The 23,167-nt window shown below is 72.0% G+C and carries 21 protein-coding genes and 1 rRNA gene; 6 read left to right on the top strand and 16 right to left on the bottom strand.

What is annotated here, in order from left to right; translation table 11 throughout:
* The first annotated feature begins 75 nt into the window (after positions 1-75).
* On the top strand, positions 76-1,089 hold the full coding sequence (locus DEI83_RS12590) for an LLM class flavin-dependent oxidoreductase (protein WP_111082297.1): 1,014 nt from the start codon (positions 76-78) through the stop codon (positions 1,087-1,089).
* Positions 1,090-1,481: 392 nt separating this feature from the next.
* On the opposite strand, the gene DEI83_RS12585 is transcribed toward DEI83_RS12590, so the two are convergent.
* Positions 1,482-3,971 (bottom strand): beta-glucosidase, encoded by a 2,490-nt coding sequence (locus DEI83_RS12585; RefSeq protein ID WP_111082296.1) that lies wholly within the window; start codon positions 3,969-3,971, stop codon positions 1,482-1,484.
* Positions 3,972-4,093: 122 nt separating this feature from the next.
* On the opposite strand from DEI83_RS12585, the gene DEI83_RS12580 reads away from it, so the two are divergent.
* Positions 4,094-4,684: a TetR/AcrR family transcriptional regulator gene (locus DEI83_RS12580; protein ID WP_111082295.1), complete on the top strand. Its 591-nt coding sequence runs from the start codon at positions 4,094-4,096 to the stop codon at positions 4,682-4,684.
* A 124-nt stretch (positions 4,685-4,808) separates the two neighbouring features.
* Positions 4,809-5,663 carry an NAD(P)-dependent oxidoreductase gene (locus DEI83_RS12575; protein ID WP_181431219.1) on the top strand — a complete coding sequence of 285 codons (855 nt, stop codon included), beginning with the start codon at positions 4,809-4,811 and terminating at the stop codon, positions 5,661-5,663.
* 4 nt (positions 5,664-5,667) lie between these two features.
* Here DEI83_RS12575 and DEI83_RS12570 read toward each other — a convergent pair whose 3' ends face one another.
* Positions 5,668-7,215 (bottom strand): methyltransferase, encoded by a 1,548-nt coding sequence (locus DEI83_RS12570; RefSeq protein ID WP_258371192.1) that lies wholly within the window; start codon positions 7,213-7,215, stop codon positions 5,668-5,670.
* Complete coding sequence (locus DEI83_RS12565; RefSeq protein ID WP_111082293.1) at positions 7,212-7,577, bottom strand: helix-turn-helix transcriptional regulator; 366 nt, start codon at positions 7,575-7,577, stop codon at positions 7,212-7,214. The genes DEI83_RS12570 and DEI83_RS12565 overlap by 4 nt, the downstream gene beginning before the upstream one ends.
* Before the next feature lie 136 nt (positions 7,578-7,713).
* On the opposite strand from DEI83_RS12565, the gene DEI83_RS12560 reads away from it, so the two are divergent.
* Complete coding sequence (locus tag DEI83_RS12560; RefSeq protein WP_111082292.1) at positions 7,714-8,958, top strand: MFS transporter; 1,245 nt, start codon at positions 7,714-7,716, stop codon at positions 8,956-8,958.
* Between the two features lie 36 nt (positions 8,959-8,994).
* Here DEI83_RS12560 and DEI83_RS12555 read toward each other — a convergent pair whose 3' ends face one another.
* Positions 8,995-9,510: a TIGR02611 family protein gene (locus DEI83_RS12555; protein WP_111082291.1), complete on the bottom strand. Its 516-nt coding sequence runs from the start codon at positions 9,508-9,510 to the stop codon at positions 8,995-8,997.
* Between the two features lie 117 nt (positions 9,511-9,627).
* Positions 9,628-9,963 carry a TraR/DksA C4-type zinc finger protein gene (locus DEI83_RS12550; RefSeq protein ID WP_111082290.1) on the bottom strand — a complete coding sequence of 112 codons (336 nt, stop codon included), beginning with the start codon at positions 9,961-9,963 and terminating at the stop codon, positions 9,628-9,630.
* A gap of 49 nt (positions 9,964-10,012) precedes the next feature.
* On the opposite strand from DEI83_RS12550, the gene DEI83_RS12545 reads away from it, so the two are divergent.
* Positions 10,013-11,050, top strand: coding sequence for an LLM class flavin-dependent oxidoreductase (locus DEI83_RS12545; RefSeq protein WP_111082289.1), 1,038 nt, complete (start codon positions 10,013-10,015; stop codon positions 11,048-11,050).
* A gap of 108 nt (positions 11,051-11,158) precedes the next feature.
* The gene (locus tag DEI83_RS12540) at positions 11,159-11,611 is read left to right on the top strand and encodes a DUF2510 domain-containing protein (protein WP_111082288.1); all 453 of its coding nucleotides are present in this window, start codon (positions 11,159-11,161) and stop codon (positions 11,609-11,611) included.
* A gap of 21 nt (positions 11,612-11,632) precedes the next feature.
* Here DEI83_RS12540 and arfB read toward each other — a convergent pair whose 3' ends face one another.
* The 11 genes from arfB to rrf all read right to left on the bottom strand — a co-directional run.
* Positions 11,633-12,055: an alternative ribosome rescue aminoacyl-tRNA hydrolase ArfB gene (gene arfB / locus DEI83_RS12535; RefSeq protein WP_111082287.1), complete on the bottom strand. Its 423-nt coding sequence runs from the start codon at positions 12,053-12,055 to the stop codon at positions 11,633-11,635.
* Between the two features lie 43 nt (positions 12,056-12,098).
* Entirely contained in the window at positions 12,099-13,100 is a 1,002-nt protein-coding gene (locus DEI83_RS12530) for a site-specific tyrosine recombinase XerD (protein WP_111082364.1), read from the bottom strand.
* 12 nt (positions 13,101-13,112) lie between these two features.
* Positions 13,113-13,682, bottom strand: coding sequence for an NUDIX domain-containing protein (locus DEI83_RS12525; RefSeq protein WP_181431218.1), 570 nt, complete (start codon positions 13,680-13,682; stop codon positions 13,113-13,115).
* A 111-nt stretch (positions 13,683-13,793) separates the two neighbouring features.
* A complete protein-coding gene (locus DEI83_RS12520; protein ID WP_111082286.1) occupies positions 13,794-15,506 on the bottom strand; it encodes a CTP synthase in 1,713 nt (570 codons plus the stop codon).
* A 103-nt stretch (positions 15,507-15,609) separates the two neighbouring features.
* A complete protein-coding gene (gene recN, locus DEI83_RS12515) occupies positions 15,610-17,301 on the bottom strand; it encodes a DNA repair protein RecN (protein WP_111082285.1) in 1,692 nt (563 codons plus the stop codon).
* A 168-nt stretch (positions 17,302-17,469) separates the two neighbouring features.
* A complete protein-coding gene (locus DEI83_RS12510) occupies positions 17,470-18,396 on the bottom strand; it encodes an NAD kinase (protein ID WP_111082284.1) in 927 nt (308 codons plus the stop codon).
* A complete protein-coding gene (locus tag DEI83_RS12505; RefSeq protein WP_111082362.1) occupies positions 18,393-19,187 on the bottom strand; it encodes a TlyA family RNA methyltransferase in 795 nt (264 codons plus the stop codon). The genes DEI83_RS12510 and DEI83_RS12505 overlap by 4 nt, the downstream gene beginning before the upstream one ends.
* Before the next feature lie 689 nt (positions 19,188-19,876).
* Positions 19,877-20,851 (bottom strand): HAD-IIA family hydrolase, encoded by a 975-nt coding sequence (locus DEI83_RS12495; RefSeq protein ID WP_258371191.1) that lies wholly within the window; start codon positions 20,849-20,851, stop codon positions 19,877-19,879.
* A gap of 31 nt (positions 20,852-20,882) precedes the next feature.
* Entirely contained in the window at positions 20,883-21,707 is an 825-nt protein-coding gene (locus DEI83_RS16245) for a hypothetical protein (protein ID WP_258371199.1), read from the bottom strand.
* 5 nt (positions 21,708-21,712) lie between these two features.
* Positions 21,713-22,492, bottom strand: a complete 780-nt coding sequence (locus DEI83_RS15745; protein ID WP_220036790.1) for a hypothetical protein — start codon at positions 22,490-22,492, stop codon at positions 21,713-21,715.
* Positions 22,493-23,068: 576 nt separating this feature from the next.
* Positions 23,069-23,167: ribosomal RNA gene (rrf, locus tag DEI83_RS12485) — 5S ribosomal RNA — on the bottom strand; the annotation flags it as partial.

Genomic DNA, 23,167 nt, shown 5'->3' with positions numbered 1-23,167 from the left:
GGTCCCGGGAGGCCCGCATCCGCTGGACAGCCCCCGCACCTTCCGCAGATCTATACGCCCGCATAGACTGCATCCGTGCGCGAACTCGGCTTCCTCTCCTTCGTCCCGAACCACGGTGGCACCCCGGGTGCCGCCAGCGCCCTGGAGGACGGCCTCCGGCTGTTCGAGACCGCCGAGGCGCTCGGCTACGGCACCGGGTGGGTCCGCGGACGCCACTTCGAGCCCTTCCTGACGAGCCCGATGACGTTCTTCGCCGCGGCCGCCCAGCGGACGAGCACGATCGGCTTCGGCACGGCCGTCCTCGGCATGCGGTACGAGGACCCGGTCCGTCTCGCCGAGGACGCCAGCACGGTGGACCTGCTCAGCGGCGGTCGGGTGCAGCTCGGCATCAGCACCGGGATCGCCGGGTACGGCCCCATCCTCGACCCGGTGTTCGGCGCCGCGGAGCGCTCGTTCCGCGACGAGGCCGAGGCCCGCGCTGCCCGACTGCTCGAGGTCCTGCACGGCGACGCGCTGGGCTCCGCCGGGAAGGGCTACGAGTCCATCCCGGCCGGTGCCGAGCTCACCCTGCAGCCGCAGAGCCCCGACCTGCTGGGCCGTGTCTGGTGGGGCGGCGGCAGCATGGGCACTGCGGTGAAGACGGCCGAGAAGGGCCTGCTGCTGCACTGCTCGACGCTGAACACCGAGGACACCGGCGCGCCGTTCGCCGAGGCGCAGGCCGATCAGATCGCCGCCTACCGTGGCCGGTTCGCCGAGTTGCACCCGGACCGCACGCCGAAGGTCGCCGTGGGCCGGATCATCGTCCCACTGCTCGACGACGCCGACCGCGCCGCGCACGAGGAGTTCCTCACCGGGTACGCCTCCGGCATGGACGACGAGGGTCGGCCGCTCTCCGGCCCGCCGTTCCGCTTCAGCAGGGTGCTCTCCGGCGAGCCGACCGCGATCGTCGACGCGCTGCTCGCCGACCCGGCCGTGTCGGCGACCGACGAACTCGTCGTGACCCTCCCGGCCAACGGGGACCGGGCCTCCCACGAGCGGATCCTGCGGATCGTCGCCGAGGAGATCGCGCCTGCGGTGCGCACGGCGTGACGGACGTGAGGCCCGGGACCGGCGAGCACTCCGGGCGCTGATCCGGGCATCCAGCGGGACCCACGGTGTGGTGAGTTCCGTGGGCTCCCCCGCCGGACGACCATCCCGTCCCTGATCCACACGGGATGGTCGGACCATCGTTCCACCCAGCGAGTGCGTTGTCACACAGTTCGCAGCGAACGAGGATGCGCCCTCGCACCGGGTGCGGGGGCGCATCTGACCGCATCAGGACCGCCGGGGCGTCATCGGCCGGATCAGGAGGCCGCGGCGCTCACTCGGCAGTCCGTCATCGATGCGGGCGCCGCCGGTAACCAGCCGGCTGACGCATCGACGATCGTACTGGCCCCGATCCGGCCGGTGCGGAAAGTGGACGGATCCACAGGCGTCGCCAGTCACTCCAGTTCGAGGGAGGTCCGTCCGGCTTCGTCGACGACGGACGCGCCGATGTGCAGCGTGACGGTGCCGCGTTCGTGGACCCAGCGCCCGTCACGCCCGCCTTCCCAGTACGCGAACGCACGGGCGGGGACCTCGACGGACACCTCGGTCGAGGCTCCCGCGTCGAGACGCACCGGGGCGAACCCGACGAGCCACCGCACCGGTCGGTCGACGGCCGACTCCGCCCGGGACGCGTACACCTGCACGACGTGCTTGCCGGCGCGGTCGCCGGTGTTCGTCACCGTCGCCGTGACGACCACGGCATCGCCCTCGGTGACGGTCGGCGTCGACGCGAGGCCGTCGATCGTCCACGTGGTGTAACCGAGGCCGTGCCCGAACGGGTAGGCCGGTTCGGTGTCCGCCCGCAGCCAGGCCCGGTAGCCGATGTGGACGCCCTCGTCGTAGGCGACCCGCCCGTCGACGGGGGTGACGTCGAGCACCGGGACGTCCGCCGTCGCGGCCGGCCACGTGGTCGGCAGCCGACCGCCCGGCTCGCGGGCGCCGGTGAGGACGTCGGCGAGCGCGTTGCCGTACTCCTGCCCGCCGAACCAGGTGAGGAGCACCGCGGCGACGTCGTCGCGCCACGGCATCTCGACGGGCGAGCCGGCGTTCACGACGACGACCGTGGCCGGGTTGGCCGCGGTGACCGCACGGACGAGGTCGTCCTGGTGCCCGGGCAGCGCGAGGGACGTCCGGTCGTACCCCTCGGACTCGACCCGGCTGTTCGTGCCGACGACCACGATCGCGACGTCGGTCTGCGACGCGGCGGACACCGCGGCTGCGATGAGGTCGGCCGGGTCGTCGTCGGATGGCTCGGTGCCGAACTGGTAAGCGAGGACACCGCCGAGCGCCTCGTCCTGCACGATGTCGTGTTCGATGCGGATCGCGACCCGCTGCCCGGCCGTCACGGTGACGGGGACCGAGCGCGCCGGCGGGTTGAGGAACGCGGCGCCGAGCTGGTCGCCCTCGTACGGCACGTCCGCGTCGAGCAGGAGCTCGCCGTCGATCCACATCCGGGAACGCCCGGCCGCACCGATGCCGATCCGCACGGAGCCGTCCTGCGGCGCCGTCCAGGTCGTGGCGACGTCGAGGCGGTCGGCCTCGCGCGTGGGGGCGTCACCGCCGAACCAGAACAGCGCCGTGGCCCGACGGTCCTCGGTGTACAGCTCGGCGCCCTCGTGCACGAAGGCGATCCGCGCGCCGGGCTCCCCGGTGACCGGGTTCGTGATGGTGTCGAGCGGGAACTCGGCGATGCCCTCCTGGACGACGGCCCCGATCGCGTACTCGACCGACGCCGCCGGGAACGCGGCGCGGATCCCGTCGAGCGGGGACACGACCGACTCCGGCACGACCGTCGCCGAGCCGCCGCCCTGCGTCCGGGCCTGGTCGGCGTTGTGCCCGATCACCGCGATGCGCGACACCGCGGCGGGGTCGAGGGGCAGAACGCCGGTGTTGCGGGCGAGGACCGTGCCCTCCGCCTCGGCCTCGCGCACGAAGGCGACGCCGTCCTCGACCGAGGGAGCGCTGGCACCGGCACCGGCAGGTGTCGCGTCGTCCACGCCCGACAGCGCCCCGACCCGGGCCGCGAGCAGGAGGATCCGGCGCACCTTCCGGTCGATCGCGGCCATCGGGACCTCGCCGGACTCCACCGCGGCCAGCAGCGGTCCCTCGCTCCACCACGGGTTCGGCCCCGGCATCGCGAGGTCCTGCGACGCCTTCGCCGCCTCGACGGAGCGCACCCCGGTCCAGTCCGACACGACGACCCCGTCGAAACCCCACTCCGAGTTCAACGGCGTCTCGAGCAGGTCGTTCTCCGACGCGGTGACCCCGTTGACCGCGTTGTACGACGACATCACCGCCCAGGCGTGCGCCTCGGTGACCGTCTTCTCGAACGCGAGCAGGTACAGCTCCCGCAGTGCCCGCTCGGAGACCTCGGTCGAGGCGGTGAAGCGGTCGGTCTCGTAGTCGTTCGCGATGTAGTGCTTCGGCGTCGCCGCGACGCCGTGTTCCTGGACGCCCTCGACGTAGGCGGCGGCCAGCTCGGCGGTGAGCACCGGGTCCTCGCTGAACGCCTCGAAGTGGCGTCCACCGAGCGGTGAGCGGTGCAGGTTGATCGTCGGACCGAGCACGACGTCGACCCCCTTGCGCCGGGCCTCCACGGCGGCCGCCCCGCCGTAGCGCTTCGCGATCGCCCGGTCCCACGACGCGCTCAGCGCGGTCGCGGACGGCAGGTTCAGCGACGGGTCCCGTTCGTCCCAGACCTCGCCGCGCACGCCGGAGGGCCCGTCCGACATGAGGATCCGGCGGAGTCCGATCTCCTCGACCGGCCAGGTCGTCCAGAAGTCACGGCCGGTGAGCAGTTGCACCTTCTGCTCGGTGGTGAGCCGGTCGAGGAGCGCGTCGATGCGTTCCAGGAGCGGGTCGGAGGCTGCGGAGGTGGTGGTCACGGGGGCGTTCCTTCCGTCGGAGACGTACCGCCGAGCGCCGTCGTCGGCAGTGTCCTCACGCTAGCACCAATCCCTACCAGCGCTCGGTTTCTGGTTCCGGCGCGGGGCGGTACTCTCTCGCCATGGCACGACGGGGTTCGTACGCGAAGGGCATCGCCAAGCGCGAGGAGATCCTCTCCGTCGCGTTGGAGCTCGTCGCCACCCAGGGGTTCCGGCGCACCAGCATCAAGGACATCGCCGACGCCGTCGGGCTCACCCAGGCGGGTCTGCTGCACTACTTCGACTCGAAGGACGAGCTCTGGGTCGCGATCCTCCGCCGCCGTGACGACCTGGACAACGCCGCGCAGTGGGACGCCCCGGACCCCGCCGCGCTCCTCGCCGCGGTCGTCCGGCACAACGCCGAGGTCCCGGGCCTCGTGCAGATGTTCGTGAACCTGTCCGCCGCGGCGGCGACCGATCCCGAGCACCCGGCGCACGCCTACTTCCGCGAGCGCTACGAGACCACGCGCAACCGCATGACGGACGACTTCCGCCGGATGCAGCAGGACGGCCGGCTCCGCGCCGACCTCAACCCCGAGGAACTCGCGAGCGTCCTGCTCGCCACCTCCGACGGCATGCAGATCCAGTGGCTGTACGACCCGACCCGGGACATGGCCGAGCACGTCGAGCTCGTCACCCGCCTCGCGATGGCGCAGGTCACGGCCGGCTCCTGACGGCCGGGAGGCCCGCCCCGTCCCCACGACACGGGTACCGCCGGTACCTGGTCACGTCCACCGCCCGCGGTGCAGGATGGACCGGACCCGACCCGGGGTCTCGACGACGAGGTGGAGTGACGCGATGACGCGTGTAGTGGTGACCGGTGGCAGCGGCAAGCTCGGACGGGCGGTGGTCCGCGACCTGGACGAGCACGGCTACGACGTCGTGCTGATCGACCGGGTGCCCTCGCCGGACAAGCCCGAGCGGGTGCAGTTCGTCCGCACCGACCTCACCGACTACGGCCAGGTCCTCAACACCCTGATCGGGGTCGACGACCGCTACGACTCGGTCGACGCCGTCGTGCACCTCGGCGCAGTGCCGGCGCCGGGCCAGGTGCCGGACGTCGCACTCATCACGAACAACGTGACCGCGTCGATCAACGTCTTCCACGCTGCCCGCGCGGCCCGCATCCGGAACGTGGTGTGGGCCTCCAGTGAGACGCTCCTGGGGATCCCGATGGGCGAGCACCACCCGCCCTACCTGCCCGTCGACGAGGAGTTCGCGGTCCGCCCGCAGTCGTCGTACTCGCTCGGGAAGGCCGTCGAGGAGGAGATGGCCCGCCACTTCACCCACTGGGACCCGCAGTTGAAGATGATCGGTCTGCGCTTCTCGAACGTGATGGACGAAACCGACTACCCGGCGTTCCCGTGGGACGCGACCCCGGAGGCGAAGACCTTCAACCTGTGGTCGTACATCGACTCCCGCGACGGCGCCCAGGCCGTGCGGAAGGCCGTCGAGAGCGAGCTGACCGGGTTCGAGGCGTTCATCATCGCGAGCCCCGACACCGTCATGGACACCCCGACGCTGGAGCTCGTCGAGCAGTACCTGCCGGACGTCGAGCGCCGTGCCGACATCGACGGCGTCAGCTCGCTGCTGTCCTCCGACAAGGCCCGCGAGCTCCTCGGCTACGCCCCCGAGCACACCTGGCGCCGCTGACCCCTCAGGCGGGGAGCAGCAGCCCGTCGAGCACCAGGTCACGGAGGCGCGGCAACAGGTCCGCCGAGAGTGCCACCTCGTCGACGTCGGTGAGCTGGGCGATCGCGCCGACGATCTGACCGACGGCGAGCTCCCCGTCTGCCGCCCCGACGAACGCGGCGAGCGCGGTGTCGGCGTCGATCCGGCGGCCGAACCCGCCGCCCTGCACGAGCGTCATGACCGTGGGGTCGTCGTTGCCGGGCCAGTAGTGCCGTTCCTCGGTGACGTCTCCGGCGACGCGGAGGTGTGCCGCGGCGAAGGACCGGTCGTCGTGGGCGGCGAGCCAGCTGACCGCGTCGAGCGCCCGTGCGATCGTGGCTCCGAGCCCGGCGGGGTTCGACCCGAGCGTCTCCGCGACGCGCTCGAAGCGGCGGAGGCCGGACGGACCTCCCCGGCGGACCACGACGTAGCCGAAGCCGACACCGGTGACGTGCCGGTCGCGGAAGTCGTCCAACCACGCGTCGACGAGCGCGTCGAACTCCGGCGTACCGGGCTTCGTGCCGCCGTCGCGGATCCAGGTCTCGGCGTAGGCGGGTGGGTCCTCGCGCTCCCGCTCGACCACCCACACGTCGAGGTCGGCGTCGTCGAACCAGGAGCGCACGCGGTCGAGACCGTCGCTCCCCCAGCGGTACTCCCAGTTGCCGAGGAGCTGCGCGGTCCCGCCGGGCTCGAGGTGGTCCTCGAGTCCGCGGAGCACGGTCTCGACGAGGGCGTCGCCGACCATCCCGCCGTCGCGGTACTCGTAGGCGGGGACGCCCTCGCGCCGGGGCGTGATGACGAACGGCGGGTTCGACACGATCCGGTCGAACCGCTCGCCCGCGACCGGCTCGAACAGGGAGCCGAGGCGGAAGTCGATGCCGTCGACGTCGTTGAGCTGCGCGTTGAACCGGGCGATGTCGAGGGCGCGGGCGGAGATGTCGGTCGCGACGACGGTGTCGGCGAAGCGGCGGGCGTGCATGGCCTGGATGCCGCAGCCGGTGCCGAGGTCGAGCACCCGTCGCACGGGCACGGGCAGCTGTAGCCCGCTGAGCGTGGTGGTGGCACCGCCGATGCCGAGGACGTGTTCCTCGCTGATGGCGTGCCCGAGGGCGAGTTCACCCAGGTCGGACGCGATCCACCAGCTGCCGGCGCCGAGGTCGTCGACGAAGGCGTACGGGCGGAGGTCGAGGGCGGGGGCGATGCCGTCCGTGTCCGTCCGCAGCACGCCGGCCGTGACGAGCGCGTCGACGCCGGTGGTCGGGAAGGCCGCCTCGGCGTCGGCGCGGGGCACCGGCAGTCCGAGCACGAACAGCGTGGCGATCGTGGACAGGGGTGTGGTCGGGCGCTCGGCGAGCGCGCGGAGGGCCGCGACCCGGGTGCCGCGGTGCAGCGCTGCCGCCGCTTCGCTCCCCCAGAGCGCGTCGACACCCTCGACCGTGTAGCCGGCGGCGGCGAGGTCCGCGGCGAGCGCCGACGTCACGACGGGGTCGGCGACGACGGTCGGCAGTCGGTGCCGCTGGGTCCCCCCGCTCACGCGACGGCCTCGGCGCGCACGAGTCCCACCGGCACCTGCCAGTCGAGCACGAGGTCGAGCAGGCCGGGGAAACGCTGCTGGACGTCCTCGGTCCGGACACGGCTGACCCGGGTCAGTCCCTCCAGGTGCTGCTCGAGGAGCCCGGCTTCGCGGAGGACACGGAAGTGGTGCGTGAGCGTCGACTTCGGGCGGTCGATGCCGACCCAGCCGCAGGAGCGTTCCCCGCCGGCGGCGTCGACCAGGTACCGGTGCAGGATCGACAGCCGGATCGGGTCGGACAGGGCGTCCATCACGACGGGCAGGTCCATCTCGGCCGGCGACGGCTGGGGCAGCCGTTCGGGGGCATCGTCGCGCTCGGGCATGGACGGGACGCTACCACCGTTCCTGTCCCAGTACGACTTGCGTCGTACTGCCCGGTACGGTACCAATGCGGTACCACCTGGTACGACTCTGCTCGTACTGGGACACCGCTGGGTCATCACGACGGAAGGGACGCCCATGCAGTCCACACGCTCGGTCGCCGGGTTCTGGATCATCGCCGCCATGCTGCTCGTGGCGTTGGCGTCCTCGGCGGTCCCCTCCCCGATCTACCCCGTCTACGCCGCCGAGTGGCACCTGACGCCGCTCATGCTCACCGCCGTGTTCGCCGTCTACGTCGCCGGCCTCCTCGTGAGCCTGCTCGTCGCCGGCCGTCTGTCCGACCACGTCGGCCGGAAGCCCGTGCTCGTCGCCGGCGGGGTGGGCCTCGCGGTGTCGCTCGGGCTCTTCGCGGTCGCCGACGGCTTCGGTGCCCTCGTCCTCGACCGCGTGGTGCAGGGCGTCGCCGTCGGCCTGCTCATCGGTGCCCTCGGTGCCGCACTCATCGACAACTCCCTCGAACGACACCCCGCACTCGCCGGCGTGCTGAACGGAGCGGTCCCGCCGATCGCCCTCGCCACCGGCGCCCTGTCGAGCGGCGCCCTGGTCGAGTGGGGTCCCGCTCCCGAGCAGTTCGTCTACCTGCTCTTCGGTGCGCTCCTCGTGCTCATGCTCGTCGCGCTCGTCGTCGTCCCCGAGCGGGTCACCCGCCGCCCCGGAGCCCTCCGGTCCCTCCGCCCGACGATCGCCGTGCCGCGGTCCTCCCGCCGGTTGTTCCGCGGCGTCGCCGGGTCCCTCATCGCGAGCTGGGCCCTCGGCGGACTCTTCCTGTCGCTCGTCCCCTCGGCGCTCGGCGCCGTCTTCGGAATCGACAACCACTTCGCCGCCGGTGCCCTCATCGCCGTCGTCACCGGGGTCGGTGCCGCGACCGGGATCGCCACCCAGCGGCTCGACCCCCGCATCGGCGTGCTCATCGGGCTGGTCGCACTCGTCCTCGGGCCGGTCGTCACGATCGGCTTCGTGTTCGCCCAGTCTCTGCCGGGCCTGGTGGTCGGCAGTGCGATCGCCGGCGTCGGCTTCGGGGCGGGGTTCCAGGCACCGCTCCGGATGCTCCTCGCCACCGCGGCGCCGACCCACCGCGCCGGACTGCTCTCGACGATCTACGTCGTCAGCTACCTGGCCTTCGGCGTCCCGAGCGTCATCGGCGGGTTCCTCGAGCCGGTGCTCGGGCTCGTCCCGGTGCTCGCCGGGTACGGCGCGTTCATCGTCCTCGCAGCGGTCGTCGCCCTCGCCCTGCAGCTGACGTCGAAGGACGCGGCCGCGGTCGAGGAGGCCGCGGCGGAAGCCGTCGAGCGCACGGCGACGGGCTCGGTCCGCGCCGTCTGACGCGCACCCGCGCGACGTCGGCCGTCGGACGAGCCGCTAGAGCCCGGGCCGTGCGGTCCGACCGCGGGGGCGCTGCACCCCGACGTTCCGGTGCGCCTCGGCGTGGGCCGCGTCGACGTCCGCCTTGCCCTTGTCCGCCGCGTCCCGCATCCGCTTCGACGGCGCGTGGCGCTTGGCCCAGTCCCAGAAGCGGTGCAGCTTCGCGCGGAGCCACGTGATGATCCGGTGGAAGAAGTGGAACTCGCTCGCCAGGACCGTCAGGCCGATGAACACGACCAGCCAGCCGGGACCGGGCAGTGGCACCAGGGCGAGCCCGATCACGACGATGAGACCGCCGACGATCCCGACCAGGACCTTGTAGAAGAGGTGCACGTGCGGACGGGCGTGGATCCACGTCCGGAGGTCGCGGAACCACTGGAAGCGCTGACGGCCGCCGTCGGCCTGGTCGGTGGCGCCGGACGCGTCGGGTCCGGACGCGTCGGGTCCGGACCTGGCAGCTTCGTTCGCGGCAGGGCCGGCACTCCGGGGAGGCTCAGTCGGGTCGCCGTGCATGCCCGCACGCTAGGGGGCGCGGCTGGGAAACCGCGGCGCGTCGGGTCCGCACCAGGTGGGTGTCCTGAGCCAATGTCGCGGGCGTCCTCCGGGCCTTCATGCCGGCCGGGAGGCCCGTCACGCGTGCGCGACGCACGTCGCGGCCCACGGGACGGCCGTCAGACGCGCCTCCGGGATCGGTTCCCCGCCCACCGCACAACGGCCGTAGGCGCCCTCGTCGAGGCGGTGGAGGGCCGCGTCGACCTGGTCGATCCGGCGTCGGGCGTCGTCCCGCACCGCGCCGAGCGAGCCCCGCTCCCAGGCGAGCGTGGCGCCCTCCGGGTCGTGTTCGTCGTCGGTGTTCGCACCGTCCCGGGCGTCGCTGACGTCCTGCATGCTGCGCTCGACGTCGGCGAGGAGCTTCGTCGCGCGGGCCCGCTCGGCGTCCAGGGCAGCGCGGGAATCGAGGTCCATGGGGACGACGGTAGTCCGGCGGAATGGACCACCGTACGGATGCGTTCGCATGGGCATGACGAAGATCGGGTTCCTGTCCTTCGGGCACTGGCGCGACGTCCCCGGGTCGAAGGTCCGCAGCGGCCGCGAGGCCCTCCTGCAGGCGATCGACCTCGCCGTGGCCGCCGAGGAGGCCGGCGTCGACGGCGCGTACTTCCGCGTGCACCACTTCGCGCAGCAGCAGGCCGCCCCCTTCCCGCTGCTGTCCGCGATCGCCGCCCGGACCAGCCGCATCGAGATCGGCACCGGCGTGATCGACATGCGCTACGAGAACCCGCTGTACATGGCCGAGGAAGCCGCGGCGACGGACCTCGTCTCCGGCGGCCGGCTCCAGCTCGGCGTGAGCCGCGGGTCACCCGAGACCGCCCTCGCCGGCTACCGCTCGTTCGGCTACGTCCCCGAGGTCGGTGACGAGAACGGAGCGGACCTCGCGCGCGACCACACCGCGGTGTTCCGGCGTGCGATCGCCGGCGAACCGATGGCGAACGCGAACCCGCAGATGACCGGCTCGGTCGGGTCGCTCGCGATCACCCCGCAGTCCGACACGCTGTCGGAGCGGATCTGGTGGGGGGCCGGCACCCGCGCGACCGCGGAGTGGACGGCCGAGCAGGGCATGAACCTCATGTCGTCGACGCTCCTCACCGAGGACACCGGCGTGCCCTTCGACCAACTGCAGGCGGAGCAGATCGAGCGCTTCCGGTCGACGTGGGAGTCCATGGGCTGGGGCCGTGAACCTCGGGTCTCCGTCTCGCGCAGCATCATCCCGATCATCGACGACGAGTCGCGCCACTACTTCGGTGTCCGCGCGCAGGTCGAGGGGCAGGACCAGGTCGGGCACCTCGACGGCGGGCTCGCCCGGTTCGGCCGGTCGTACATCGGCGAGCCGGAACAGCTCGTGGCGGACCTCGCAGCGGACCGTGCCGTCCGGGAGGCCGACACCGTCCTGGTCACCGTCCCGAACCAGCTCGGGGTGGACTTCAACGCGCGGTTGCTCGCCGCCGTGAAGGACGTCTTCACCGAGGTGGACGCGACGCCGACAGCGGCCTGACGGGCCGGTCCCCCCTTCTGCCGACACCCGCTCTGGGGCTGCTGTGGGAACCCGTGACGGGTAGCGTCGGAATGCACCGACGACACCCCCACACACCAGGAGTTCCCCGTGACGCTGCCGGCCGCCGGCTGGTTCCCGGACCCCCGCGACACCGCTCGACTGCGGTGGTGGGACGGTCACGCCTGGGGTGAGACCACCCGGGCGCTCCCCCGTGTCGCACCGGAACCCGCGCTGCAGGCCCTCGCGGTGCCGACCGGTCCGGCGTTCTCGGTCGAGGCCTCCGCCGGTCCGTCCGAGGGGCGGTCCTGGGCCTACGGCAGCACCGACCGGCGCTTCTGCGTGTTCGCGGTCCTCGCCGTGCTCTTCGCCGTCGCGTCGCTCGTGCTGAACCCCTGGGGTGCGTGCAGCTTCCTCGCCATGGTGACGGGGATCGTCGCACTCGTGCGCCCCGGCGCGACCGGAGCCTGGCGGGTCGTGGGGCAGAGCGTCGGCACCTCGGCACTCGTGCTCGCCGTCGCGACGGGCGTGGTCGTGGTGAACACCCACCTGCACCTGTTCTGACGGACCGCCGCGCCGCGACGGTCAGTCGTCGGACGGCCGCCGACGGTGCTGCTTCGTCACGGACCGCTGCTGCTTCGTCGCGAGACGCCGGCGCTGTGAGCCGCGTGTCGGCCGGGTCGCACGCCGTGACGGACCGGGCGGGGCGAGTGCGTCCCGCACGAGTTCGCGGAGTGCCTCCAGGGCGGCCTCGCGGTTGCGGAGTTGGGATCGTCGCTCCGACACCGTCACGGTGATCGCTCCCGCGGTCGTCCGCCGGTCGACCCGCTCGAGGATGCGCGCCCGCTGTTCCTCGCTGAGCGCCGACGACGCCACGACGTCCCAGGTGAGCTGGACACGGCTGTCGGAGGTGTTGACGTGCTGGCCCCCGGGGCCGGACGACCGCGAGAACCGCCAGCGCAGCTCGGACTCGGGGATCGTCAGCCCCGGCCCCACCTCGAGGTCCATGCGCCAAGGGTCGCACGCTCTGCGCGGCGCTGGCTCGCTCCGCCTACCGCCGCGCCCGCGGGTGCGCCGTCTGGTACACGTCCCGCAGCATGTCGGCCGTGACGAGCGTGTAGATCTGCGTCGTCGCAACGCTCGCGTGCCCGAGCAGCTCCTGCACGACACGGACGTCCGCCCCGCCCTCGAGCAGGTGCGTCGCGAAGGAGTGCCGGAACGTGTGCGGGGAGACGTGGGCGGCGAGTCCGGCCCGCTCAGCCGCGGCCTGGATGACGAGCCACGCGCTCTGCCGGGACAGCCGAGCCCCGCGCGCCCCGAGGAACAGCGCCGGAGTTCCGGTCCCACGAGCAGCGAACACCGGCCGCGCCCGCACCAGGTAGGCGTCGACCGCCGCTCGTGCGTAGCTGCCGAGCGGCACGATCCGCTGCTTGTTCCCCTTGCCGGTGACCCGTACGACCGAGACGTCGGTTCCGTCGCCGGCGTCGTCCGCAGCGTCGTCGATCCCGGCGAGCGTCGTCACGTCGTCGACGGAGAGCCCGACCGCTTCGGACACGCGGGCCCCGGTCGCGTAGAGCAGTTCCAGGAGGGCACGGTCGCGGAGCTGCGCCGGCTCGTCACCGACCACCGCGCCGAGCAACCGCTCCATGTCGTGCACCGAGATCGCCTTCGGCAGGCGCATGGGTGCCTTCGGCGGTCGGACGGAGGCGCCGGGGTCGAGCGGCAGCCAGCCCTCCGCCGCCGCGAACGCGCTGAACGAGCGCACCGAACTGAGCATCCGGGCCACCGACCGCGGCGCGAGCGGCCCCTCCGGCCTCGTCGCGAGGTGCTGCACGAACCCGGCGAGGTCCGCGCGTGCGAGGCGGCCGACGTCGTCGAGGACCGCGGCACCGCCGGCACGGTCGGCACCGGCGGAGTCGATCACGGGCTGCGTCCCGACCCACTCCCCGAACGTCACGAGGTCGCGCCGGTACGCGGACAGGGTGTGCTGTGACAGCCCCCGCTCGATCGCGATGTGCCGCAGGTAGTCCTGGGTGGCACGCTCGAACGGGATCACCCGTCGAGGCTAGCGGCGCTCGAGCGCCTCGACCGCGAGCGTCGCGACGATGAGCGCCGAGTTGTGCAGCCGACCCGCGAGGATCCCCTCCACGAGCTCGGCGCGCGGCACCCAGCGGATGACGATGTCGGCCTCTTCCGCCTCACGCTCGAAGGCGGACTCCGTCGCGTGCACGCCGGTGGCGCGGTACACCTCGATGAACTCGTTGCTGCCACCCGACGAGGTGTTGTAGCGCACGAGGTGCTGCCACTCGTCGGCCTCGATGTCGGCCTCCTCCGCGAGCTCGCGCTTCGCAGCGGTGAGGTGGTCCTCGCCCTCCTGGTCGAGCAGCCCGGCGGGCAGCTCCCAGTCGCGCAGCTGCACCGGGTGCCGGTACTGCTGGATGACGAGCACACGGCCCTCGTCGTCCTCCGCGTACACGGCGACGGCGCCGGTGTGGTCGACGTACTCTCGGACCATGTCGGAGCCGTTGTAGTCGATGTGGTCGCGGGTGATGTCCCAGACCGCACCCTCGAACACCCGCTCGGAGGCGGTGACGTCGTAGGAAGCGGTTTCGTCGGCGATCGGTGCGTCAGTCACCTCGCCATCCTGCCCCACGTCGGTCGGCACCGACCACAGACGGGAGGCCCCGCACCAGCCGGTGCGGGGCCTCCAGTGTGTGACGTGGTCGCGGTGGCGACCTCGTGTCCCTCAGGCGACCGCTTCGGTCTCCGGGTCGAACAGCCGCGTCGACTCGTTGCGCTCGATCGCCGCACCGACGAGCCCCGCGAAGAGCGGGTGCGCGCGGTTCGGACGCGACCGGAGCTCCGGGTGCGCCTGCGTGCCGATGTAGAACGGGTGCTCCGCACGGTCCAGCTCGACGTACTCGACGAGCGTGCCGTCCGGCGAGGTGCCGGAGAAGCGCAGGCCGGCGTCCGCGATCTGCTCGCGGTAGTGGTTGTTCACCTCGTAGCGGTGGCGGTGACGCTCCGAGGCCTCGGTCGCGCCGTACAGCTCGGCGGCCAGGCTGCCGTCGGTGAAGTGCGCCGGGTACATGCCGAGCCGCATCGTGCCGCCCAGGTCGCCGCCGGCGATGATGTCGACCTGCTCCGCCATGGTCGCGATGACCGGCGTCGAGGTCTCCGGGTCGAACTCGGTGCTCGACGCGTCGAGCAGGCCGGCCTCGTGGCGGGCGTACTCGATGACCATGCACTGCAGGCCGAGGCACAGCCCGAGCGTGGGGATGTTCTGCTCGCGGGCGAACTTGAGCGCGCCGAGCTTGCCCTCGATGCCCCGGATGCCGAAGCCGCCGGGGATGCAGATGCCGTCCACGTCCCCGAGGTTCTTGGCGGCACCCTCGGGGGTGATGCACTCGTCGGACGCGACCCACTTCAGCGTGACCTTGGCGGTGTGCGCGAAGCCGCCCGCACGCAGCGCCTCGGTGACCGACAGGTAGGCGTCCGGCAGGTCGATGTACTTGCCGACCAGGGCGATCGTGACGGCCTTCTTCGGCTCGTGCACCGCGGTCAGCACGCCGTTCCAGCGCGACCAGTCGACGTCGTGCGCCTCAAGGCGGAGGGCGTCGATGATGACCTGGTCAAGGCCCTGGTCGTGCAGCATCGTCGGGATGTCGTAGATAGAGGGGACGTCCACGGCGTTCACCACGGCGTCCTCGTCGACGTCGCACATCAGGGCGATCTTGCGCTTGTTCGCGTCCGACACGGGTCGGTCCGAGCGGAGCACGAGGGCGTCGGGCTGGATGCCGATCGAGCGGAGCTGCGCCACCGAGTGCTGCGTCGGCTTCGTCTTCTGCTCGCCCGAGGCGTTCATGAACGGCACGAGCGAGACGTGCACGAAGAAGACGTTGTTCCGACCGAGCTCGTGCCGCACCTGCCGTGCAGCCTCGATGAACGGCTGCGACTCGATGTCACCGACCGTGCCACCGACCTCGGTGATGATGACGTCGGGCTGCGGGTCGTTCTCCGCCTGCTCGCGCATCCGACGCTTGATTTCGTCGGTGATGTGCGGGATGACCTGGACGGTGTCGCCGAGGTACTCGCCGCGACGCTCCTTGGCGATGACCGTCGAGTAGACCTGCCCGGTCGTGACGTTGGCCGACTGCGCGAGGTCGATGTCGAGGAAGCGCTCGTAGTGCCCGATGTCGAGGTCCGTCTCGGCGCCGTCGTCGGTCACGAAGACCTCGCCGTGCTGGAACGGGTTCATCGTGCCCGGGTCGACGTTGAGGTACGGGTCGAGCTTCTGCATGACGACCTTGAGGCCGCGTGCCGTGAGCAGGTTGCCGAGGCTGGCCGCCGTCAGGCCCTTGCCGAGAGACGAGACGACCCCGCCGGTCACGAAGATCTGCTTCGTCACCTTCGGGGTCGAGGTGTTTGCCTGGGTACCGCTGCTGAGAGTGTCCGCCACGGGATTCCATCGTACGTCAGAAGTGCCGGGAGGCGCGACCCACGTTCGCCGGGCGCGTTGCGACCGGATGGCGGTCGCCGGCGCGAGCCGTGCCTCCCGACCGTCACACGGAGCGGCCGGCGACCTCGAGCAGTTCGCGGGCGTGCTCCATGCCACTGGCGCTGTCACCGAGACCGGAGAGCAGCCGCGCCATCTCCTGCAGGCGGTCGTCGCCCTCGAGGCGCCGCACGCTCGACGAGGTGACCGCGCCGCTGGCGTCCTTGACGACGTTGAGGTGGTTGTTCGCGAACGCGGCGACCTGCGCGAGGTGGGTGACCACGATGACCTGCGTGCGTTCGGCGAGCGCCGCCAGGCGTCGGCCGATCTCGATCGCAGCCGCTCCGCCCACGCCCGCGTCGACCTCGTCGAACACGAACGTCGGGACCGTGGTGCTCCCGGCCATCACGACCTCGATGGCGAGCATCACGCGGGAGAGCTCTCCACCGGACGCGCCCTTGCCGATCGGACGGGGGTCGGTGCCCGAGTGCGGCTGCAGCAGGATCGCCACCTGGTCGCGGCCGTGGCGTCGGAACTCGCCGGCGTCGGAGACCTCCACCACCAGGGTCGCTCCGGCCATGGCGAGGCTCTTCAGCTCGGCGGTGACCCGCTTGGCGAGGTCCGTCGCCGCCTTCGTCCGCACCTTCGTCAGCGCGGCGGCCGCGGTCTCCAGCGCTGCCCGGTCCGCCTCGACCGCCTGCTGCAGCTCGACGATCCGGTCGTCGTCGCCGTCGAGTTCGAGCAGCCGGTCGGAGGCGTGCTGCCCGTAGGCGATGACGTCCTCGACGGTCTCCCCGTACTTCCGGGTCAAGCCCGCCAGCAGGGCGCGGCGCTCGTTGACGAGTTCGAGGTCGTGCCCCGCTTCGGGCTCGAGCGAACCGATGTAGCTCGACAACGACGCCGAGGCCTCGCTCGCCTGGATCCCCAGCTCGGTGAGTTGCTCCAGCACCGGCTGCAGAGCGGGGTCGACGGTCGCGACCCGCTCGATGGCTCGACGGGCGGACTCGACGAGGCCGATGACGTCCGGCCCGTCGAGTTGTTCGGTCGAGACGGCCTCGTGCGCGAGTCCGGCCGACAGACGGAGTTCCTCGAGGTTCCCCAACCGCTCCGCGCGATCGGCGAGCTCGGTGTCCTCCCCCGGCTGCGGGTCTGCGGCCTCGATCTCCTCGGACGCCGCGCGGAGGCGTTCGGCTTCGGCGAGGCGTTCGTCCCGGTTCCGGGTCAGTGTCTCGAGGTCGCCGACGTGCTGCTGCCAGGCGTCGTACACGGCGACGTACTTCGCCAGGGCCTTCTCGACCGCGGCCGCACCGAACCCGTCGAGCGCGGCACGTTGCGCCGAGGCCGAGGTCAGCCGGATCTGATCGGACTGGCCGTGCACCGTCACGAGCTGGTCGGCGAGTTCCCCGAGCACGGCGACCGGCGCGCTGCGCCCACCGACCGTCGCCCGGCTGCGGCCCTCCGCGGAGACGGTACGCGTGAGGATGAGTTCGCCGTCCTCCACCGTCCCACCGGCGTCCTCGACGCGTTCCGCCACCGCGGCGTGGTCCGGCAGGTCCCACCTGCCCTCGACGACCGCGCTGGTGGCACCCCGGCGGACGGAGCCAGCGTCCGCCCGGGCACCGAGGAGCAGACCGAGCGCGGTGACGATCATCGTCTTGCCGGCACCGGTCTCACCCGTCACGACGGTGAAGCCCGGGCCGAGTTCGAGCGTGGCGTCGCCGATCACGCCGAGGTCGGAGATGCGGATTTCCTCGATCACTGGATGTGCTCCTGCTGCTGGTTCACGTCGTGGTGCCGGTCGTGCTGGTGCCGGTCGTGCCGGTGCCTGTCGTGCCGGGGTGCGTGCTCGTCGTCGGGGTCGGCTGGGTCAGGCGCGGTCGGCTGGGTCAGGCGCGGTCGCCGTCGCGGACCCGGTCCCTCGACCGGATCACTCGACGCCCTCGTCGTCGCGCTGCGGGCCGCGCCACCCCGCGACCGGGAGTCGGAACTTGGCCACCAGGCGGTCGGCGAACGGAGCGTCCTTGAGTCGGGCGACCCGAACCGGGTCCGGCGAGCGACGCACCTCGACGCGAGCGCCGGGAGGCAGGTCGTGCGTCCGCCGGCCGTCGCACCACAGGACGCCCACACCGCTCGTGCGTCGGAGGACCTCCACCGCGAGGACGCGGTCCGGGCCGACGACGATCGGCCGCGAGAACAGGGCGTGCGCGCTCAACGGGACCATGAGGATGGCGTCGACGTCGGGCCACACCACGGGACCGCCGCCCGAGAAGGAGTACGCGGTCGATCCGGTCGGGGTCGAGAACACCACGCCGTCGCACCCGAAGGAGGACAACGGCCGGCCGTCGACCTCGGTCACGACCTCGAGCATGCGCTCCCGCGAGGCCTTCTCGACCGTCGCCTCGTTGAGGGCCCAGCTGGAGTAGACGATCTCGTTGCCGACGACGACGTCGACCTGCAGGGCGACGCGCTCCTCGACCTTGTACTCCCCGGTCAACGCACGCTCGACCGTCTCGGCCAGACCGTCCCGCTCGCTCTCGGCGAGGAAGCCGACGTGGCCGAGGTTCACCCCGACGATCGGCGCCGAGGTGCCGCGGGCCAGCTCGGCTGCGCGCAGGATGGTGCCGTCCCCGCCGAGGACGATCACGATCTCGATCTCGTCCGGCCGGACGTCGACGCCGAGGATGTCGACCTGCCCGACCGATGCTTCGGCACGGCGGACGTCGGCGTACTCGTCGAAGGGCATCACCGGAGTGAGGCCGGCGGCGTGCAGGATGTCGCAGACCTCCACGGCGGCGTCGATCGAGTCGCGCCGCCCGGTGTGCGAGACGAGCAGGATGTGCCGTTCGTCGCTCATGGAGCTCCTTCCGCCAGTTCCGTCGCCCGGACGATCCATTCTGTCGGGTTCTCCCCGGCACCTCGCTGGAGACGCGCGAGGTACTCCTGGTTGCCGTGGGTCCCGACGATCGGAGAGGGCGCCAGGCCCGCCGTCCCGAAGCCCAGGTCCCACGCGGCCCAGAGGACGTTCATCAGCGCGTCCTGCCGCAGTGACGCGTCGCGGACGATGCCCTCACGGATCCCTGTCCGGCCGACCTCGAACTGCGGCTTGACGAGGAGGACGAAGTCGTCGGCGGGCACGGCCTCGACCAGTGCCGGCAGGACCATGCGGAGGCTGATGAAGGACAGGTCCCCGACCACCAGGCTGGTGTCCCCCGCTGCCGGGTCGAGGGCGGAGTAGTCGCTGCTCGTGAGGTTCCGGGCGTTGACCCCCTCCACGACCACCACTCGGTCGTCGAGGGCGATCTCCGGCGCGAGCTGACCGTGTCCCACGTCGAGCGCTACCACGCGGGCCGCACCACGCGACAGCAACACCTGCGTGAACCCGCCCGTGGAGGCTCCGACGTCCAGCACGGTCCGGCCGCGCGGGTCGATGTCGAACGTGTCGAGGGCGGCGACGAGCTTCAGCGCAGCGCGGGACACCCACTCGTCCTCGGCGTCCACGGTGATGTCGGACGCAGCGGTCACGGGCGTCGAGGCCTTCACCACCGGGACCCCGTCGATGGTGACGCGTCCGGCCTGGATGAGCGCAGCGGCCGCCGTGCGGGAGCGTGCCAGGCCTCTGGCCGCCACGGCGGCATCGAGACGCAGTGTGACCGCGCGGTCCCCCGTTCCTGTCGTGTCCCCGGCCTCGGTCGAGCTCCCGGTCCTGGTCGTGTCCCCGGCCTCGGTCGATCTCCCGGTCCTGGTCGTGTCCTCGGCCTCGGTCGATCTCCCGGCCGCTGTCGCGTCTCCGGCTGACGTCGGATCCCCGGCCTCGGCCGGGTTCGCAGGCGCTGCCGGGTTCCCGGTCGCTTCCGCGTCCCACGCCCCTCGCGCATCCCCGACCCCTGCCATGGAGCGCTCTTCCCGTCCTCGGGACGACGGAGGTTGCGGGCCGGCGAGGTCCCGAGCTGCTCCGCGGTCAGGCACGCGGCGCCTCGCCCTGCTCGAGGCGCGTGCGGAGGTCGTCGTGCAGAGCAGCGAAGGCGTCTGCGCGCTCGGCGAGTGGCAGGGCTTCCACGGCATCGGTGCGCCGCCGGAGGTCGTGGTCACCGTCGTCAGACCCGCCGGTGATGCTGGCAGCACCCTCCGCTGCACCACGATGATCGTCATCGTCGCGCCCACTGCTCGATGCCGTGTCGGCCGTCCGCGCGCCGGGCGTCCCCGTCACCAGCGCCGCGGCAACTGGTCTGGCCGGAGCAGGCACACCCCGCGGAGGTCCCGGGACCACTCGCGGTGCCGCCGGGAGGACGGACTCGGCAGCGTCGTCCGTCCGGGCCTGTTCCACGCCCGTCACGCTACTCGCCGCCGTACAGCTTCGGGTCCACGTCCAGCCCGTAGATGGCCAGCCCGGAGTCCCAGATCGCCGTCGCGCCGGCGCGCAACAGGTCCAAGTCGTCGGGGCCCACCTGCTCGGCACGGACGACGTGCCCCCGCATGCTCACCGTCGACTCGCCGACGGTGACCCGGCGGGTTCCGTCCCGGTCCTCCTGCCGGATGGTCACCGGATACGGCTCATGCAGACCCCGGAGGTCACGGAGCACGTACGTCGGCCGCGACCGCTGATCGGCCGCGAGGACCTGCTTGGGTTGGTCGATGCCGGTGAGCACCAGCACGCTCGGGATGCCGGCGTCGTTCGCACCCTTGATGTCGGTGTCCAGCCGGTCGCCGATGAAGAGCGGACTCGTCCCGCCGAAGCGGGCCAGGGCGGCGTCGAAGATCGGGCGCTCGGGCTTGCCCGCGACGACCGGCATCCTGCCGACCGCCTGGTGCACGGCCGCCACCAGCGTGCCGTTCCCGGGCGCGATGCCACGCTCGACGGGGATCGACCAGTCCATGTTCGTGGCCACCCACGGCACGCCAGCGTCCGCCAGCGCGAAGGACGCCTCGGCGAGCTGCTTCCAGCCGAGCTCCGGAGCGAAGCCCTGGATGACGGCCGCCGGGTTGTCCTCCGCGCTGTCGGTGACCACGAAGCCGGCCTGTTCGACGATCGTCGTCAGGCCGAGTCCACCGATCACGAGCACCGTGGAACCCGCTGGGACCAGCGTCGCGAGGAGCCGCGCGCCGGCCTGGGAGGACGTCACCACGTCATCGGCGGTGACCTGCAGCCCGTACTGCTCGAGGTGTTCCGCGACGTCGCCGGGACGCCGCGAGGCGTTGTTCGTGATGTAGCCGACGCGGGCCGACGCGGCGGCCCGGGTCAGGGCCTCCACGGCGTACGGCACCGCGTTGCGTCCGCGGTAGACGACGCCGTCGAGGTCAGTGAGGACCACGTCGACGCCGTCCACCGGCGTACGCGGGGTCTCAGCCGGCTGCGGAGCCGTCGATGTCCCGCGGGTTGTCCTCGTCGACCTCTCCGAGGTCGTCTCCGGCGACGTCGTCGGACTCGTCGTCTCCGAGGGTGCTGACGTACCCGTTGCCGGGCTCGGCGTCCCCGAGTTCTGCGTCGTCGAGCTCGCTGTCGTCGAGTTCGGCGCCGTCGGACTCGTCGCTTCCGGGCCCACTGTCGAGCCCGTCGTCTTCGAGCGCTTCCTCGACCACATCCACTGTCTCCCAAGCATCGTCTTCAGCAGCCTCGGCGAGAGCCTCGGCCGCACGGTCGACACGGGCCCACCATTCGTCGGCCTCGTCCTGGCGGCCGAGCTCCTCGAGCGTGGCCGCGTAAGCACTGTAGAGCGCCGGCGACCAGCTGTAGGCCGTCGACGGGTCGAGCTGTGGAATCTCGAGTTCGCCCAGAGCGGCTGTGGGATTCCCGAGGTCCAACCGTGCCCCGGACATCGCGATCGCGAGTTCCACCTGCACCGGCGTCTCCAGGGCGGCACGGTCCACCGACCGTCCCAGCTCGAGTGCACGCTCGGGTCGGCCGAGCCCACGCTCGCAGTCGACCATCATCGGCAGCTGGTCGTTGCGGCCGGAGATCCGGCGGTACGTGCGGAGTTCCCGCAGCGCGGTCGCGAAGTCGCCCAGCCGGTACGCCGTGATCGCAGCCGTCTCGCGGACGACGGCGACGCGACCAGCGCGACGAGCAGCGCTGAGAGCGTGCTGGTTCGCGAGCTCCGGATCGGTGTCCACGAGCATCGCAGCGGTGACGAGGTGCCGGGCAACCCAGTCGGCGTTGTCCTTGCTCAGTGTCTTCAGCTCGGCACGCGCGGCGGGGTGCAGGTCACGCGCCTGGATCTCCTCGGGGATCTCCGGGTCGTCGTGGCGCGGTCGGATCGACCGGGTGCCGTACGGGTCGCGGTCTTCCCAGTCGTCGCGGGCTGCCTCGCCGAACCGTGCGCCGGCCGAGCGCATGCCGTCGCCGAACCGTTTCCGATCGGCGCCGTCGCGGCCCGGACGGTCATCGTCACGACGCGGTCGTCCCCCATCGCGGAACGGGCGGTCACCGTCCCGTCGCGGACGGTCGTCTCCTCCGCGGAACGGACGGTCACCGCCGCCGGAGCGGTACGGGCGGTCTCCGTCACGGCGCGGACGGTCATCACCACCACGGAACGGCCGGTCTCCGTCACGACGCGGACGGTCATCACCACCACGGAACGGACGGTCACCGCCACCGGAGCGGAACGGCCGGTCGCCGTCAGGACGCGGACGGTCATCACCACCACGGAACGGACGGTCACCGCCACCGGAGCGGAACGGCCGGTCACCGTCACGACGCGGACGGTCATCACCACCACGGAACGGACGGTCACCGCCACCGGAGCGGAACGGCCGGTCACCGTCACGACGCGGACGGTCATCACCACCACGGAACGGACGGTCACCGCCACCGGAGCGGAACGGCCGGTCACCGTCACGACGCGGACGGTCATCACCACCACGGAACGGACGGTCACCGCCACCGGAGCGGAACGGCCGGTCGCCGTCACGACGCGGACGGTCATCGCCACCACGGAACGGACGGTCGCCGTCACGACGTGGCCGGTCGTCGGCTCCGCGGAGCGGACGGTCGGAACCGCTGGAACGGGCCGGGCGCTCACCCTCACGACGCGGACGGTCGGAGGAAGGTCGGTCCGATCGCCACGAGGGACGGTCCGATCGCGCTCCGCCTTCACGGAAGTCACGACCGCCCGGACGACGATCTGAAGCGTCGTTGTACGGACGGCTCCCACCACGACGCTCGTCGCCGCGCTGTCCTTCTCGACGCTCGAAGTCGCGGGGCCCGGACGACCAACCACCGCGGCCACCGCTCCGCTGCGGCCCGCCGTCGCGTCGAGGCCGGTCCTGACGGTCGCCGTCGCGCCCGTCTCGTCGCTGTTCGTCGTCGTTCGCCACCGTAGCTCCTCGTTGCGTGCCGGGATCAGGTGTCCCGACCGTCGTCCGCTGTGTCGTTGTGTGTGGGCCGTCCTGCTCGCCCTACCCCAAGTCCATCACGAACACGGCGCAGAGTCGACCAGCAGAACACCCTGGGAATGAGAAATGGCCACCGACCCTCCCGAGAGCTTTCGCTCTCGATGGAGGGCCGATGGCCACATCTGTTGTGAAAAGGAGTCCGGCGGCGTCCTACTCTCCCACAAGGTCCCCCTTGCAGTACCATCGGCGCTGAGAGGCTTAGCTTCCGGGTTCGGAATGTGACCGGGCGTTTCCCT

It is taken from the genome of Curtobacterium sp. MCBD17_021 (genome assembly GCF_003234525.1).
Classification (GTDB): domain Bacteria; phylum Actinomycetota; class Actinomycetes; order Actinomycetales; family Microbacteriaceae; genus Curtobacterium.
Note: the sequence above shows the minus strand (reverse complement) of the source record. Positions and strands in the feature narration are given on the sequence as shown.

Bases quoted from the DNA above. Each gene is read 5' to 3' on its own strand.
- DEI83_RS12565 (WP_111082293.1), bottom strand. From the start codon at position 7,577: ATGCCCGAGCGCGACGATGCCCCCGAACGGCTGCCCCAGCCGTCGCCG.
- DEI83_RS12555 (WP_111082291.1), bottom strand. From the start codon at position 9,510: ATGCACGGCGACCCGACTGAGCCTCCCCGGAGTGCCGGCCCTGCCGCG.
- DEI83_RS12510 (WP_111082284.1), bottom strand. From the start codon at position 18,396: ATGAGCGACGAACGGCACATCCTGCTCGTCTCGCACACCGGGCGGCGC.
- DEI83_RS12580 (WP_111082295.1), top strand. From the start codon at position 4,094: ATGGCACGACGGGGTTCGTACGCGAAGGGCATCGCCAAGCGCGAGGAG.
- DEI83_RS12545 (WP_111082289.1), top strand. From the start codon at position 10,013: ATGGGCATGACGAAGATCGGGTTCCTGTCCTTCGGGCACTGGCGCGAC.
- arfB (WP_111082287.1), bottom strand. From the start codon at position 12,055: ATGGACCTCGAGGTGGGGCCGGGGCTGACGATCCCCGAGTCCGAGCTG.
- DEI83_RS12575 (WP_181431219.1), top strand. From the start codon at position 4,809: ATGACGCGTGTAGTGGTGACCGGTGGCAGCGGCAAGCTCGGACGGGCG.
- DEI83_RS12560 (WP_111082292.1), top strand. From the start codon at position 7,714: ATGCAGTCCACACGCTCGGTCGCCGGGTTCTGGATCATCGCCGCCATG.
- DEI83_RS12550 (WP_111082290.1), bottom strand. From the start codon at position 9,963: ATGGACCTCGATTCCCGCGCTGCCCTGGACGCCGAGCGGGCCCGCGCG.